We start from the raw sequence: 15,664 nt of genomic DNA on the forward strand, positions 1-15,664 counted from the left end.
GCTCTTCCTCTTGGACTTGAACCAAGGACCCTCTGATTAACAGTCAGATGCTCTAACCGACTGAGCTAAGGAAGAATGTACTTTTGGAAGAAATCTTGTTTATTTTGCTCTTCCTCTTGGACTTGAACCAAGGACCCTCTGATTAACAGTCAGATGCTCTAACCGACTGAGCTAAGGAAGAGTGTTTGTTTCTCTCAAAAGTGACGCAAAAATAGACCTTATTTCTGAATTATGCAATATCTTTGCAAAAAAAAACGAAGAAGAATGGCAAAAGTATTAGGAATGGGTAATGCCTTAGTGGATGTTTTGGCAATTATAGAAGACGATAAGATGTTAGAACTCCTTGAACTACCGAAAGGTAGCATGCAGCTTATAGATGACAAGAAGTTTGAAATATTATCGGGTGAAATAAATAAATTAAAAAAGAATATTATATCAGGCGGTTCTGCATCGAATACAATTGTAGGTTTATCCCGTTTGGGAATAGAAACCGGCTTTCTGGGAAAGGTAGGAAAAGACTTTTATGGAAACTTCTTTAAAGAAGACTTAAATAAATACAAGATCAAATCTCACCTGACCGAGGTTGATGAACCTTCGGGTGTTGCATCTACGTTCATTTCTAAGGACGGAGAGCGTACTTTTGGTACATACTTAGGTGCTGCTGCCCTATTGGATGCAGAAGAGCTTAAAACAGCCGATTTTGAAGGTTACAAGTATTTCTACATTGAGGGATATCTGGTACAAAGTCATGCACTGATCCGCAGAGCAATTGAATTAGCCAGAGAAGCAGGAGCAAAAGTTGTACTTGACCTTGCCAGTTATAATGTAGTGGAAGCAAACCGTCAATTTCTTCTAGACATCATCCCTACGTACACAGACATCGTCTTTGCGAACGAAGAGGAAGCAAAAGCCCTATTGAATGTAGAAGCCGAAGAAGCCGTCTCTTTATTAGCTAAACAAACAGATATAGCTATAGTGAAAGTTGGAGACAAAGGATCGTGGATACAACAAGGAGACGAAAAGATATTTGTTCCCGCATACAAAGTAAACTGTGTAGATACAACGGGAGCAGGAGATCTATATGCAGCCGGATTTATATATGGACTGATACAAAACCATTCACTTTTTATCAGTGGGCAAATAGGAACTCTACTAGCCGCATATGTAATTCAAAAGATAGGGGCTAAAGTGGGCGACAACGAGTGGAATGATATAGATGACGAGATCGAAAAAATAAAGAGCGTATTATAAAATACTATTGAGTAACAAAAAAGCCTGTTTTTGCAAACAGGCTTTTTTATTTATGATCGGCTCTTTTATTATTTCAAGAGTTCTTCTATCTTTTTAGTTGCTTCTTCAGCATTCAGACCTCTGGCTAATATCTTACCATCTTTGTCTAACAACATCAAGTGAGGAATAGAAGACACACCATAAATTGCAGCACCTTCACTATCCCAGAATTTAAGATCTGAAATTTGAGGCCATGTAATATTCAGGTTCTTGATTCCTTTCACCCAGTCTTCATTTGTTTTATCTAAAGAAATACCTACGATCTCAACTCCTTTGGCACCATATTGCTTATAAAGTTCTACAAGTTTTGGCATTTCGGCACGGCATGGAGGACACCATGAAGCCCAGAAATCTACCAAGACATATTTTCCTTTACCTGCAAAATCTGCTAATGCTATATCTTTTCCTTCCGGAGTTTTACCTTTTATATCGGTAAAAGTTTTCCCTACAGACGTTGCATCAAGAGCTTTGGCTACTTTCTCTACCTTTTGTATTCTGGCTATAGACTTATATTCAGGCTTAATAGACGGAATAAGCTCATTAAGCTGTTCGGCAGAGAAGCGATAAAAGTTGCGAGATAAGAAATAAACTCCAAGTTGGTTTTGTATATTTTCCTTTACAAAGTCGAAAGTCTCTTTTGTCCAAACATTATATTTGTCTTCATACTGTTTTTCAAGTTCAGCTTTATTGGCTGTATTCGTTGAATCATCCCTCAACTTGGAAGAGATAGACATCATTTCATTTTCTATAGCCTGGCTCTTTGTATTAAACGCTTGGCAAGCATTATTCAAAGGAGTACCTTTTACTGTAGAAATGCTATCCAGAGAAACTTCTATCTGTCCGGGTTCCACTATCACCAAAACAGGTCTGTTCATATTGTCAGGTGCATCATCCAATGAGATGAAATGTATTTTTGCACCGTCTTTGGCTAGTCCTTTGAAAACAAATTCTCCGTCAACAACATCTACTGTGTCAACAGCCACAAGGTCTTTCCAATTCTCATCTAAAGTCTTTAGATATACTTGTTGTCCGTCATACGTACCATTCGGTAATTTACCTTTAATGGTAAAAGCATCTTTCTCTACACAAGATGTAGCAAATATCGCAATTGCTGCAAGAAACAAAATTATTTTCTTCATTCTAAATCAAAATAGTGGTTAATAAATAGTATATCTTAATTTTTTAAGAGTTACGTTTAAAACAAAGACAAAACTCTTATTGTTTATACCTTAAAGATTATTTTAGGATTTCAGCTATTTTATCTTCCAATTCTTTACCCCTTAAATCGGTGGCTATAACAACGCCATTTTGATCTATAAGTAATGTATGCGGGATGCTTTGCACTCCGTATAATTGCGATGCCATTGTTGTTGCATCTGCCAATTGAACCCAAGTCATTTTATAGTTTTGGACAGCTGCAGTCCATTTATTTTTATCATCATCAACTGATATACCAACTATTTCAAGACCTTTAGATTTGTATGCATTATAAGTTTTTATAAGATTTGGTATTTCCTGAATACATGGCTGGCACCATGAAGCCCAGAAATCGATCAAGACTAATTTATTTTTGCCTACATAGTCAGACAAGGATACCATTTGTCCGCTTTGATCTATCAATTGAGCATCGCTGTATGGATTACCTACTTCAGGTTTCACTCTGTCCAATTCTTTTACCAATGCCTTGATCTCATCTCTGTTTCGGAATGTACTGTCGCTGGCTGCTATCAATTCTTTTAGCTGATCTTTGCTAAATGATTTTGCTGATGAATAAAATAAAAACTCACCGGCTTTATTCGAAATATTTGCCTTTGCAAAATTGAAAGTCGACATCTGTAATTGTTTTTGCAAAGTATCTACTTCGGCTCTTATTGCAGGGTTGTTCGCATCCTGAGGCGTAATTTTAGATATCTTATCGGTAAGAGTGTTCATTACCTTGTGTATATTATTAAACTCGTCATTCTTGGGTGTTCCTCCAAGAGTTACGTTTGTTTTATCAAATGTAATTTTGATATTACCCGGTTCTAATATCAGTGTTCCTATCGGTGTGTCATTATCTGCATTCTCTAGTTTGCCGACAGATACAAATCCCATCATAGGCTCATCGGCTGTTCCTTTAAAACTGAATTTTCCATCAGAGATGGTTGCGGAGTCGATTACTGTTGCTTTCTGAGAGTTGATACTATCTATTTTTTGTAAATATGCAACTTTGGTGTCGAATGAATTATCTGAAAACTTTCCTTCTATGGAATAAGAATTGCCCTGACAAGAAACGAATAAGATTGCAAGGGTTGATAAAAAGAGAAATATGATTTTTTTCATTAATAAGAGGTATTAAGTAAATATCAAGCAAAGATAAGTAAATAGTTCATAATCTTGCTTATTTAACACTTAATACTTAAAAGCGAAAGATGTGATACTGCAACTTTTAGCTTTCATTTATTTTGTATTTTGACCGATTAAAATTATCTCATAAAGAGATGGTTCGATATAAAAACAGTGACACTCTAAATTCAGCAAATAAGTGTTACCTTTGTTACTTTTTGTTTTACGTGTAGATATAAACATCGAACAATCAGGCATTTTTATTGTTTGTATCATATGTGACAAAAATGAAATGTCGGTATTTAAATTATATCATATAAACTTCAAGAAACATTTTACGTTTTGATGAAAGCGACAACAATTTCTTTATTTTTCGTTTGTTTATTTATATTTAATTCTTGTTCCGAAAAAACCGGACAAGACTCATTTCTCAGCCAATTACGTCAGGATTCTCTCTTGATGAAGAATGCTCAAAAAATGCAGAGGATAAAAGCCAAAGATATTACCATAGAAAAGGACTTTATTTACGACCAATACACCCTGCAAGACACATACCCATATCGTGACACAACACGGCAGTTCCAATGGGAGAAGATCAAACAAGGCTTGGCTATTCTAGAAAATTTCCAACAAGAATTTTTCGCTTGGGGGATTTTACAAAATTATCGGAATAACAATGGTGAAGCTCCTCTAGTAAAGAAATATAAAAGGAATGAATACAAACGCATTGCCGACACATTAGGGGTAGAACGATTTCAAGGGATTCCTCTCTTTCTTCCCACGGATACTGTTACAGGAGAACGTTATGGCAGAGACGGTGCCTTGGTAAAACTATTCAAAGACAATGTCGGGAGTTTTAGAAAAATAACTACAACGGACTCCAAAGAGTTATGGCTTGTTCCTCAGAAATATGTAAAACCAATTCATGATACCGTACAATTTAAACATGCAATATTTGTTGATCGCAACAATGAGAATATTGTCACTCTCGAGAAAGTAGATAAAAAATGGATTGTAAGAAGTATGAATCCTGCCACAACAGGTTTACATAAACCGCCATATCAGCAAGAAACCCCACTGGGGCTATTTGTACTCCAAGAGAAAAAAGTAAAGATGTTTTTCCTTGTCGATGGCACAACAGAAACAGGAGGCTTTGCTCCTTATGCCAATCGCTTTACAAATGGTGGATATATACACGGTATTCCGGTGAATGCACCAAGTACCACATTCATAGAATACAGCCCTTCGCTGGGTACTACCCCCCGCTCACACATGTGTGTACGCAATGCGACATCGCATGCAAAATTTGTATATGACTGGGCGCCGACAGAAGAAACCATCATCTTTGTTATAGAATAATTTCTATTTTAATAAAACACTCTAGCGAGAATGACTACTTGTCAGTTTGTCATTTCTATGATTCTGCTGTTTTGACAGAAATACATTTTGGCACGCATTTCGCTAATATCTAAACAGAATACATAAAATAAATTAATATATAACTATTAAAAATTTAAGAATCATGAGTATTAAACCATTAGCAGACAGAGTGCTTGTTAAGCCGGCTGCAGCCGAAGAAAAAAGCGTGGGAGGTATCATTATTCCGGATACAGCTAAAGAAAAACCTCTAAAAGGTGAAGTTATTGCAGTAGGCAACGGAACAAAAGACGAAGATATGATAGTAAAACCAAAAGATCAGGTTCTTTATGGCAAATACGCCGGAACAGAAGTAGAACTTGATGGTGAAGTTTTCCTTATTATGCGTCAATCTGATATTCTTGCAATTATTTAATACTAACAGTTTTAATTAACATAACATTATGGCTAAAGAGATTAAGTTTAACATAGATGCTCGCGACGAGCTAAAAAAAGGTGTTGATGCATTAGCTAATGCAGTAAAAGTAACCCTTGGACCAAAAGGTCGCAACGTAATCATCGAAAAGAAATTTGGAGCACCTCACATCACAAAAGACGGTGTAACAGTAGCAAAAGAAATAGAACTGGAAGAAGCATTCCAGAATATGGGAGCTCAACTTGTAAAAGAAGTAGCTTCTAAAACAAACGACGATGCGGGTGATGGTACTACTACTGCCACAGTATTGGCACAGTCTATCGTTAGCGTTGGTCTTAAGAACGTTACAGCTGGAGCAAATCCAATGGATTTGAAACGTGGTATCGATAAAGCTGTAGCAAAAGTAGTAGAAAACATCAAGTCTCAGGCTGTAGCTGTAGGTGATGACCTACAGAAGATAGAGCACGTAGCTAAGATATCTGCAAACGGCGACGAAACGATAGGTAAGCTGATCGCTGAAGCTATGGGCAAAGTAAAGAAAGAAGGAGTTATCACTGTTGAAGAAGCAAAAGGTACAGAAACTTATGTGGATGTAGTAGAAGGTATGCAATTTGACAGAGGTTATATTTCTCCATACTTTGTAACAGATACAGAGAAAATGGAAGCTGATCTTGAAAACCCATATATCTTGATTCACGACAAGAAGATTTCAGTATTGAAAGACATTCTTCCTATTCTTGAATCTGCTCTTAAGTCAGGTCGCTCATTGCTAATCATTGCAGAAGATATCGACTCAGAAGCATTGACTACACTCGTAGTTAACCGTCTTCGCGCAGGCTTGAAGATTGCTGCGGTTAAGGCTCCAGGATTTGGTGATCGTCGTAAAGAAATGCTTGAAGACATCGCTATCCTTACAGGTGGTATCGTAATCTCAGAAGAGAGAGGCATCAAACTTGAGGCTGCTACTATAGATATGCTTGGTACCGCTGACAAGGTAACTATCAATAAAGATAATACCACTATAGTAAACGGTGCAGGCGAGAAAGATGCTATTGCTGCTCGTGTATCTCAAATCAGAGCACAAATGGAAAAAACAACATCAGACTACGATAAAGAAAAACTACAGGAACGTCTTGCTAAATTGGCAGGTGGTGTAGCTGTTCTTTATGTAGGAGCTCCGTCAGAGGTAGAAATGAAAGAAAAGAAAGACCGTGTTGACGATGCTCTTTCTGCAACTCGTGCAGCTATCGAAGAAGGTACAGTTCCCGGAGGTGGTGTAGCTTACATTCGTGCTATTAGCACTCTAGAAGACCTAAAAGGTGAAAATGAAGACGAAACTACCGGTATCGAAATCGTTAAGCGTGCTATCGAAGAACCTCTTCGTCAGATTGTAGCTAACAGCGGTAAAGAAGGTGCTGTTGTAGTACAGAAAGTACGTGAAGGAAAAGCTGATTTCGGCTACAACGCTCGTGCAGATGTTTACGAGAATCTGAATGCAGCCGGAGTTATCGACCCAGCTAAAGTAGTTCGTGTAGCTCTTGAAAACGCAGCTTCTATTGCAGGTATGTTCTTAACTACAGAGTGCATCATCGCTGACAAGAAAGAAGAAAACCCTGCTCCAATGCCTCCAATGGGTGGCGGAATGGGCGGAATGATGTAATTAATCATTCGATTGCCTCAACTGACAAAGGTTGACAGGACTTATATAAAAAAGAACCGATGGATCTTGATCCATCGGTTCTTTTTTATATACTGCTTCCTATGCTCAATCGTGATTTACCCAAACCAACTTATCAATATCAAGGTCTAGCTTTTTAGCCAAATCAAGATAGTTGTTTTTTACATCATCTGGGATAGTTTTAGTTCGTGAAAGAATCCACATATATTTTTTGTTTTTGCCCACAACAAGCGCATATTTATAATCCTTATCCAAAGCGATTATATTATACGATGCATAAAACGGGCCGAAGAAAGAAACCTTAAGCCTGCCTTCATCTTTAGTACCGATAAATTTAGCTATTCCTTTTGCCGATTTCCAAGTATCCTTGATGTAATCGTGCCCTTGATTTAGCACCCCGACTGTTTGATTTTCATTCAAGGTGTATTCAGCTGTGGTGTTATCTAAGTTTCGTTCAAACCGAAAATCGAACCGAGCTATCTCGTACCACCGTCCCATATACTTTTCAACTTCAAAATTTTTAACTGCTGTTGCATTTTTAGGAATACCAGTACACGATGCAAATAAACTAATCATAATGATTGCAATAAACGGAAATTTGAGATTCATAATTCATACTTATAACCTATCTATAAAAACAACAGATATACAATAATTGTTTTTGAAAGAGAAATGTTGTGCAAACTAGTAAAAGAAAAAACAATACTAGCCACCTTTTAAACAAACAATTAACACTCAACAAATACTCAAAGTGAGAGTTAAACCCACACAATCATAATTATCAACAAAATGCCATAGGCAACGAGAACAACACACAAGAGTGCACAAACTTAAATAAGTCACAAAGAGTTGCCTTCTTATATCAGCAAATAGAAGTTTCATCGAGCCAGCAAGAAACGTAATTTTATTTCTACCCCCCTTAATTGGTATTCAGCATAATTTTATCCTTTGTTCCAAAATATCATTATCTTTACACTAGAATATTATTGAAAAAAATATAAAAGAGTTAGCTTTTATTCTATGATTCGGAAAACGACCAATTAAACGAACATACACGGGAATAAGAAGTAGATTCCTACGTCATGGTGCTAAGTTATTTTGCGCTGTGTATGTGGAATTTGAACACACCCCAAATGCTAAGAAGTTAAGTCTCAGCTTTTTGTTTTAACTAAATACTAATCGGCTTTTGAGGAACAGAAGGCGCAAATACAACTGTATATCACTATGGCAAAAACAGCAGAAAGGAAGAACACGAAGTTGACGAAAGACGGATTTGAGCACATATCTATTTGGCAGGCAAATGTCGGTGATTTGGTCTGTTACTTAACCTCCCCCAAAGTATACCTAATCGCTAATAAGAGCGAGAATACGATTGCACTAGTTAGTGCTACTCAACAGTTTAATGCTTCCTACTCTTTTGACGTAAAGCGACTACTGAGAGCGGATGAAGTCAATGAGGAGAACTACAACCGGATAATGGAAAAATTGCCTTACTCGGAAAAAAATACAACCTTATCAGATTTACAAACTATTGCCAAAGAGTATAAACAAAACGGAAAAGTCTCTACAGGGAGGCTAATACAAGCAAAAGAGGAAACAATCAGGACAGGTTATGCCGAAGAAAAGGTAGAACTAGAGAGCGCAACAAAAACCTCTATAACACCCATTTACTATGACTATACCCCATCGCATGACTGGAACGCTGACGGATGGTTCGACAAGCTTCAAAATAGAGAGTTCCGCACAGAGAAAGAAGTAGAAAACAAATTTATACTACCCTTACTTACTCGGTTAGGTTACAGCGAAGACGACCGCTACGACGGCATGATAGTAGAAGGGGCGGAAGGCTCTAAGAAAATATCGTTAGAGACCGACTTCGTCCTGTTTGCGAGTAATGCAGAAGAGTTATCTACTCAGCCTTTGCTTATCGTTGAGGCAAAGAAAGAACATAGGCTAACTAAGCAAGTAGAGATAGAGAAGGCTCAAAGACAAGCTCGCAGCTATGCTATTTGGACGGGCTGTAAGTTCGGATTGATAACAGACAGCCGTATAATCCAAGTACTCGACATTATGCCAAATTTCGGCAGCTACAAAGTCTTATTCGAATGTCAACGTGCAGAACTGAAAGAGCGGTTTGTGGAACTCTACAACCTCATCAGCAGAGATCGACTGAAAGACTTCTATGCGGAGCTGATATAGTTTACAAATCATGTTAGAAGATCGAGAGGTGATAAAAGTAATGTTAGAAAAATTAAAATAATACTATGCAATTAAATTACAGCAATTCCGGTATAAAGACACTAAGGGCTTCAAGTGGCATTTTTCTTGGTGTTAGTGTTTTGGTAGCACTTATGCTTATTCCTTCATGGTGGACAGATAAAGCATACAATGCAATTATCCATTGGGATATGATTGCACTTTCCTTGATAATTTTGTTTTTCGGGTTCTTTTTATTTGGATTGGGTTATGCAATAGCCACTATTGCTGAAAATGCACTTCTGAATAAACAACTTAAAGAAAGGGAACTTCTTTTTGATGAGGATAAATAAAAATCTCATCGTTCGTTGCCCCTAGCATTACCCTAAAAACAAAAACGCTTGAAAATCTACTGATAATCAAGCGTTTAAAAACATAAATTGTACTCGGAGCGGGACTTGAACCCGCACAACCGTAATGGTCACAAGATTTTAAGTCTTGCGTGTCTACCATTCCACCATCCGAGCAGCCTATGAGCGAAAGACGGGATTCGAACCCGCGACCCCGACCTTGGCAAGGTCGTGCTCTACCAACTGAGCTACTTTCGCAATTACTGCTATATCCAAGGCTATAATCCCAACATTTTGGAAGCCTTTTCCGTTTAGCGAGTGCAAATGTAAAAAATGTTTTCCTTTCTACAAAGTTTATCAGGATTAATTTCTACGTGTAATTTGAAAAATTCCATCTCCTGTATTAGAAAATCGAGCATAGTAAGTCTGAAGATTATCTTTAGCCGGTCCCGACTTTACATTTCCTACACCATTAAATATCTCAAAGACACTACCGCAATGGGAACACTTTACAGTTCCATCACTCTGTGGCACAACTTTTATCGGTCGTTGTTTTTCGTAGGGGCAACAAAGATCGTATGCATACAATTGATAGACACTGCTAGTTATAGGTACAGCACTACAAACAATAAGCAGTCCTGAGTATCCAATCATATCCGTAGCCAGCCTTGGCTGAGTAAATGTCACAATATTCCCGGGTGTTCGCAGATTCTTGTCCGGAGATTTTATTAAGTTAACTTCAAATCTTACGGGTTCAATAGGAATAGTATTCAAACTTTCATCACTTCCGCAAGAGAAAGTTACAAACACCAACACAACTATCAACACTATATATTTTATCTTTTTCATCTTCTTATAAAACGTTATCAACGACTTAATATTATTTCAAATTCTGCCTCAATGCTTCCAGATTTCTTTTCAACCCTGTAAATTTAGCACGCTTCACGGCCGAACCTTTAAATATCCTCTGGTAGTCTTCAACCGACAGATTATCAAGACGGTCAAAAGACAAGTCTAAAAAAGACTGAGAGGGGTTAAACTCTGCCGTCTGATGCGGTCGTGAATATCTGTTCCAAGGACAAACTTGCTGGCAAATATCACAACCATAAAAACGATTATTCATCTTCGGAATCACTTGTTCATCAATCTCGCCACGATTTTCGATCGTCTGATACGAAATACACTTACTCGCATTCACCACTCTCGGCTTTACAATGGCCGATGTAGGGCATGCATCGAGGCAGCGAGTACAGTTTCCACACGATAAATTCAATGGAGTGTCGTATGTCAGCTCAAGATTGATGATCAATTCGCCCAGAAAGAAATAAGAGCCCTTCTTCGGGATGATCAGCAATGAATTTTTTCCAATAAATCCCAATCCGGCCTTAGCTGCCCAATAACGTTCTAAGATTGGTGCTGTATCAACAAAAGCCCGTCCTTCGGCCGCCGGCTCTAAGCTCTTAATGTAATCTAGCAGCATTTGCAACTTACTCTTCACCACATCGTGATAGTCTTTGCCATAGGCGTAATAAGCAAATTGAGGGTTTTCTTGCGGTTGCTTTGCTTCGGGATAATAGTTTAATGCGACACTGATTACCGAACAGGAACCTTCAACCAATAAAGTAGGGTCGCATCGTTTCTCTGTATTCCCAGCCATATAATCCATATCTGCATGATATGAATGACTAATCCAGTCTTTAAAATGCTGTTGTTCCTCTACCTCTATCGGCTCAGCCTTACAAATCCCGCAAGCATCAAATCCCAGACTATATGCATAGTCTTTTATTTGCCGGGAGATATCTTCGTTTGCGAACATTTTACTTTTGATATCTATCAACTCGCTTCAGCCCAAGATATTCATCCACAGTAGGGTCAACGTAGATTTCCTCTTTTGTATTCTTATTTCTGAACACAACAAAGTCATGATCCTTAAACCATCCGTTCTGAGCATTCTTATACATGTTGTTCCCAAAGAGGTACAGCTTGCCTTTCTTCGGCTTAGCTTCCCACTCCTTATCCATTCCAAACCTCTTTATCAGGTAAGTACCTACAGCAGATGTAAAGGCAGCATAGCCGGTATAACTAGCCTCTGTGGTAACAAAAAGCTTCTGCGGATCACTCTCCTGAGCATCAGAAGAAAAGTCCAATACTTTTGTAGTTATCTCCTGAGATAAGTCGATAATCTGCTCAATGCTTATAGTAGCATCTAATGCCTCATCGTTGGGTAGATTCTGATTGATGAATGTTGCCAAATCACCTTCTTTTATATCATAAGACTTACGGCTTCCGCCATCTTCATATTTTACAGCCATGCGGTAAATGTTTCCTCTAAACAAAAAGAGTAATACGATAACAACCACAATAGCGGCAACAACTTTCAATAAATTACTATTAGTCTTCTTTTTCATATTTTAATCACCAAAAAGTGACAACGTCACATAAAACAAAAACCTACACGACAACACATTACAAGCAAAAGGTGACAAAAGTGACACTTTTCAAAGCACTTTTATTTGTTACCTTTTTTTGTCATGCATCATCCTCTTTAATAGATAAAAGTACAATTATTTTATTATATATGAGGTCTATACAGAAAAATCTACTTCCCCAGCAGCCCTTTACTTACATACCATCTGAATTGTATCAGCTTCCAGCCCTTGTCGGGAGAGAGCCTCAATATATAAGTAAAAAACAAAACAATAGAGCCCGCCCATTTTTTACATTCAGCAAAGATTCTGTTTTGGTAGGCATTCGGTGATATCGATTTAGTACGAATACGTTCGCTTTTTCCGATAGAGTAAGTTAGTTCCCTGAAGTGAGATTCTGTAAGTTTCTTTTCGGGTATATAATGATGGATACCCATTTGTGGGAGGTAATAAAATTTCTCACCACCTCTTGTTAGTCTGTCATAAAGGTCTTTCTCTTCAGCGCCGATCAACCCTGTTCCCTTGCGTCCCAGTTCTACATTAAACAATCCGTATTTATCAAACACTTCTTTTCTGAATGCCGAATTTCCTCCTCCGGGATATTTACCGTTGCTGAAAGGTTTTATCTTATCTCCTTCGTACAGGGCTCCACCAATAAGCTGCTCGGTATAATGAGACAACCATTTCGGTTTCTCCACCTCATACACAGGCACAATAGGCCCGCCACATGCCGATACGGTGGGGTGAGATTCAAAGAATGATTTTATAGACGAAAGATACGATTCGAATGCAGTAGCATCATCATCTACAAAAACAAGGATATCTCCCCTACTCTCCTGCACACCTCTGTTGCGTGCATACGAAAGTCCCTGTTGCGTTTCAAGAAAATATCGGAAATTAACTCCAGGATAATCATATCGAAACTGCTTACAAATACTTTCTGTAGAATCTGTACTGTTGTTATTCACCATAACTATTTCATAGTCGTGATATGGAATATTCTGCTGCGAAATACTTTTCAACGCATTGTACAGATATTTCTCCCTATTGTATGTACAGAAAATAACAGATAGCTTCATTTTATTTTTCCTTTCTCTTCAAAACAAAAGGTCTTATAATTATGCCGATCAACAACAAAACAAGTACTGCCGAAGAAGCTGTTGCCACATGGCGGCTGTTATAATATCCTTGAGGCTCGAACTTGAAAACAATTTCATGCTCTCCTGCCGGAACACGCATTGCCCGCAATGTCCAATCGGCACGGAAGTGAGGCACTTCCTTTCCATCAACATAAGCCTGCCAACCATTCGAGAAATAAATCTCAGAAAGTACGGCTAGTTGCTCTGAGGCAGCTTTGGTTTTGTAAGTCAACACATCCGGCTTATATGATACCAATTCTATTGTAGCTGTAGAGTCGGGGGTAATTTTCAATCCCGACAGTTCGCTTTCGAAACGCTTATCTACAACGGCTGTTGTGTGCGGATCTAAAGTATTGATCGCAGCTATTTCTTCGTCAGCATTATTTACCAACTTGTATTCATTTACAAACCAAGCGTTGCCCATTGCATTCGGATTTACCAATGGTGGTTGCTCAGGATGATATATTACGTATTTTGCATTCAACATATTCAGTGCTTTCGTTTTATTAAACGATGCCATGATTGTATCTATATTTTGTGAACTGAATGTACCGATGATCTGATTAACTTCACCATCCAGACGATTATCGATCAATTCCTGATAACGTTTCAGCTTGGCTGCATGATAGCCTCCAATAGATTTATGATAATAAGAAGTCGTTGTTTCGGCAAACGGATTATTCAGATTCAAAACCCTGTAGGAAGGATGTTGATCTTTCAAGATAGCCTGATCGGCTACCGACGGAGAAAACGTTTCTGTTTTGTAAGTACTTTTAGCCACAAAGTTATTCTCATTCAAATAGCGTTTATCAATTCCCCACAAATCGATCAAGACTAAAACGGCAAGTCCCAACGAACCGTATATTGTCATTTTCTTTGTATCAACCTTCGTCCGAAGAGAAAAATACAAAATTGCTCCGCCCAATAAAACAAACACCAAAGAGCGTAAAGCATCGGACGACATCAGGTCTTGACGATCGGTCAGCAATGCATTATAATACCATTCAGGAACCTGTGCTTTCCATTGTGCATCTGCACCCGAAGTGAAATTGAAGAATGCTCCCGGCGCTATCCAAAGGATAAGACAAAGACCACCAACTACGCCTAACGATATATAAAGTGCTTTTTTTAGTTTCTTTTTATCTATTTCTCCCGAGAAGAATTCTTTTATTCCCCACACGGCAACCATAACAATAGTGAGTGCAGGCACTACCAAAGCTGTAGATACTGCCCTGAATTTACTATAGAGCGGGAAGTGATAGAAAAACCAGTCGTTGAACCATTCCAGATTTTTACCCCAAGCCAGCAATATGAAAAAGATAGTAGCCACGAGCAAACCCCATTTTACATTGCTTCTTATAATAATCATACCCAACAGGAACAAGAAACAAACGATTGCTCCCAGATATACAGTCCCCTGAGTAAAAGGCTGGTCGCCCCAATACTGAGGAATGCGTGACACCTGATTGGCAAATTCGGCAGGAATTTCTCCCGATTGCACCTTCTGTGTCAATACTTTTATACTCTGAGCATCTTTATCATAAGGTTTCGATTCTCCCCCGTAAAGATTAGGAACAAGGAATGTGAATGTTTCGGCTTTACCATAACTCCACCCAAAAGCATAATCTTTGTCAAGTCCTGTCGATTGCTTTTCCGACTCGGACTTTGGCGAAGTCAGTTCAGACTTTCCACGGGTACTTTCTCGTGCCATTTCCATATTACCGTATATATTCCCCAGATTAGCCAACACAGCCAAAGCCACAGCGATAATCATGGCACCACAGGACATAAGGAATGACTTATAATTCTTTTTTGAGAGCACCTCAACTGCATATGTAATGAAGAGTATAACACTGAGTAAACCGGTATAATAAGTTACCTGCAAGTGATTACTTTTTATTTGTAGAGCCAACCCCAAACCCACCAACACACTACCAAGCAAGATCTTATTCTTGAACAACGACATAAAGCCTGCCACTATCAGCGGCATATATGCCAACGCCCATGCTTTAGTCACGTGCCCGGCATTGAGTATAACAATATTATAAGATGACAGCGAATATGCAACAGCCCCCAAAATAGCGACTGCCGGACTGAATCCCATCAAGCAAAATAAGATATAAGCCATGAGCATACCTGCAAAAACAGGTCCTGCCGTGGTGTTGCCCAATGCTTTTACAGGAGCTTCGAGATAGTCAAGAAAATTTGGACTGCCTCCATGCACCCCTATCTGATACGCAGGCATACCGGAGAACATCGAGCCTGTCCATGCCGAAGTCTTACCCTCATTATAGTAATAGTCACTAATTTCCTTTGCTGAACCCTGATATTGTGTTACGTCGTGCTGCGACAACACTTTACCTTGCAACATAGGGCTAAAATATGCCATTGTTATAAATAAAAATGCAACCACTGCAATAATATGTGGCAACAACATCTTCACCAAAGACTGCTCTTTTTTTATCATC

14 protein-coding genes and 4 tRNA genes are annotated in these 15,664 nt (G+C 38.5%); 6 read left to right on the forward strand and 12 right to left on the reverse strand.

Annotated elements, in window-relative coordinates:
* Nucleotide 1 precedes the first annotated feature (1 nt).
* A tRNA-Asn gene (locus tag PKC55_RS05035) sits at nt 2–75 on the reverse strand.
* Nucleotides 76–107: 32 nt separating this feature from the next.
* Nucleotides 108–181, reverse strand: a tRNA-Asn gene (locus tag PKC55_RS05040).
* Nucleotides 182–264: 83 nt separating this feature from the next.
* Between PKC55_RS05040 and PKC55_RS05045 the strand changes: the two genes are divergently transcribed.
* Nucleotides 265–1,251 (forward strand): adenosine kinase, encoded by a 987-nt coding sequence (locus PKC55_RS05045; RefSeq protein ID WP_291126449.1) that lies wholly within the window; start codon nt 265–267, stop codon nt 1,249–1,251.
* A gap of 68 nt (nt 1,252–1,319) precedes the next feature.
* On the opposite strand, the gene PKC55_RS05050 is transcribed toward PKC55_RS05045, so the two are convergent.
* Nucleotides 1,320–2,429, reverse strand: coding sequence for a TlpA disulfide reductase family protein (locus PKC55_RS05050; protein WP_291126471.1), 1,110 nt, complete (start codon nt 2,427–2,429; stop codon nt 1,320–1,322).
* A gap of 97 nt (nt 2,430–2,526) precedes the next feature.
* Nucleotides 2,527–3,612, reverse strand: a complete 1,086-nt coding sequence (locus PKC55_RS05055; RefSeq protein ID WP_135103740.1) for a TlpA disulfide reductase family protein — start codon at nt 3,610–3,612, stop codon at nt 2,527–2,529.
* 348 nt (nt 3,613–3,960) lie between these two features.
* Here PKC55_RS05055 and PKC55_RS05060 point away from each other — a divergent pair, with 348 nt between their 5' ends.
* From PKC55_RS05060 to groL, 3 genes are all read left to right on the forward strand, one after another.
* Nucleotides 3,961–4,974 carry a L,D-transpeptidase gene (locus PKC55_RS05060; protein WP_324372124.1) on the forward strand — a complete coding sequence of 338 codons (1,014 nt, stop codon included), beginning with the start codon at nt 3,961–3,963 and terminating at the stop codon, nt 4,972–4,974.
* A 163-nt stretch (nt 4,975–5,137) separates the two neighbouring features.
* Nucleotides 5,138–5,407 carry a co-chaperone GroES gene (locus PKC55_RS05065; protein ID WP_006842334.1) on the forward strand — a complete coding sequence of 90 codons (270 nt, stop codon included), beginning with the start codon at nt 5,138–5,140 and terminating at the stop codon, nt 5,405–5,407.
* Between the two features lie 28 nt (nt 5,408–5,435).
* Nucleotides 5,436–7,067, forward strand: coding sequence for a chaperonin GroEL (groL, locus tag PKC55_RS05070; RefSeq protein WP_135103738.1), 1,632 nt, complete (start codon nt 5,436–5,438; stop codon nt 7,065–7,067).
* A 105-nt stretch (nt 7,068–7,172) separates the two neighbouring features.
* Here groL and PKC55_RS05075 read toward each other — a convergent pair whose 3' ends face one another.
* Nucleotides 7,173–7,694, reverse strand: coding sequence for a lipocalin family protein (locus tag PKC55_RS05075; RefSeq protein ID WP_324372127.1), 522 nt, complete (start codon nt 7,692–7,694; stop codon nt 7,173–7,175).
* Between the two features lie 615 nt (nt 7,695–8,309).
* Between PKC55_RS05075 and PKC55_RS05080 the strand changes: the two genes are divergently transcribed.
* Together PKC55_RS05080 and PKC55_RS05085 are read left to right on the forward strand one after the other, a co-directional pair.
* Nucleotides 8,310–9,284 carry a type I restriction enzyme HsdR N-terminal domain-containing protein gene (locus PKC55_RS05080; protein ID WP_324372129.1) on the forward strand — a complete coding sequence of 325 codons (975 nt, stop codon included), beginning with the start codon at nt 8,310–8,312 and terminating at the stop codon, nt 9,282–9,284.
* Nucleotides 9,285–9,349: 65 nt separating this feature from the next.
* Nucleotides 9,350–9,634, forward strand: coding sequence for a hypothetical protein (locus PKC55_RS05085; protein ID WP_283686218.1), 285 nt, complete (start codon nt 9,350–9,352; stop codon nt 9,632–9,634).
* 90 nt (nt 9,635–9,724) lie between these two features.
* On the opposite strand, the gene PKC55_RS05090 is transcribed toward PKC55_RS05085, so the two are convergent.
* From PKC55_RS05090 to PKC55_RS05120, 7 genes are all read right to left on the reverse strand, one after another.
* A tRNA-Leu gene (locus PKC55_RS05090) sits at nt 9,725–9,808 on the reverse strand.
* An 8-nt stretch (nt 9,809–9,816) separates the two neighbouring features.
* A tRNA-Gly gene (locus PKC55_RS05095) sits at nt 9,817–9,889 on the reverse strand.
* 105 nt (nt 9,890–9,994) lie between these two features.
* On the reverse strand, nt 9,995–10,480 hold the full coding sequence (locus PKC55_RS05100) for a Rieske (2Fe-2S) protein (RefSeq protein WP_135103735.1): 486 nt from the start codon (nt 10,478–10,480) through the stop codon (nt 9,995–9,997).
* Nucleotides 10,481–10,511: 31 nt separating this feature from the next.
* Nucleotides 10,512–11,447: a tRNA epoxyqueuosine(34) reductase QueG gene (gene queG, locus PKC55_RS05105; RefSeq protein WP_324372132.1), complete on the reverse strand. Its 936-nt coding sequence runs from the start codon at nt 11,445–11,447 to the stop codon at nt 10,512–10,514.
* 1 nt (nt 11,448) lies between these two features.
* The gene (locus PKC55_RS05110; RefSeq protein WP_324372134.1) at nt 11,449–12,039 is read right to left on the reverse strand and encodes a hypothetical protein; all 591 of its coding nucleotides are present in this window, start codon (nt 12,037–12,039) and stop codon (nt 11,449–11,451) included.
* 191 nt (nt 12,040–12,230) lie between these two features.
* Nucleotides 12,231–13,136 carry a glycosyltransferase gene (locus PKC55_RS05115; protein ID WP_291125006.1) on the reverse strand — a complete coding sequence of 302 codons (906 nt, stop codon included), beginning with the start codon at nt 13,134–13,136 and terminating at the stop codon, nt 12,231–12,233.
* 1 nt (nt 13,137) lies between these two features.
* The gene (locus tag PKC55_RS05120; RefSeq protein WP_291125009.1) at nt 13,138–15,663 is read right to left on the reverse strand and encodes a YfhO family protein; all 2,526 of its coding nucleotides are present in this window, start codon (nt 15,661–15,663) and stop codon (nt 13,138–13,140) included.
* Nucleotide 15,664 lies beyond the last annotated feature (1 nt).

Source organism: Dysgonomonas sp., assembly GCF_035323175.1.
Lineage (GTDB): Bacteria > Bacteroidota > Bacteroidia > Bacteroidales > Dysgonomonadaceae > Dysgonomonas.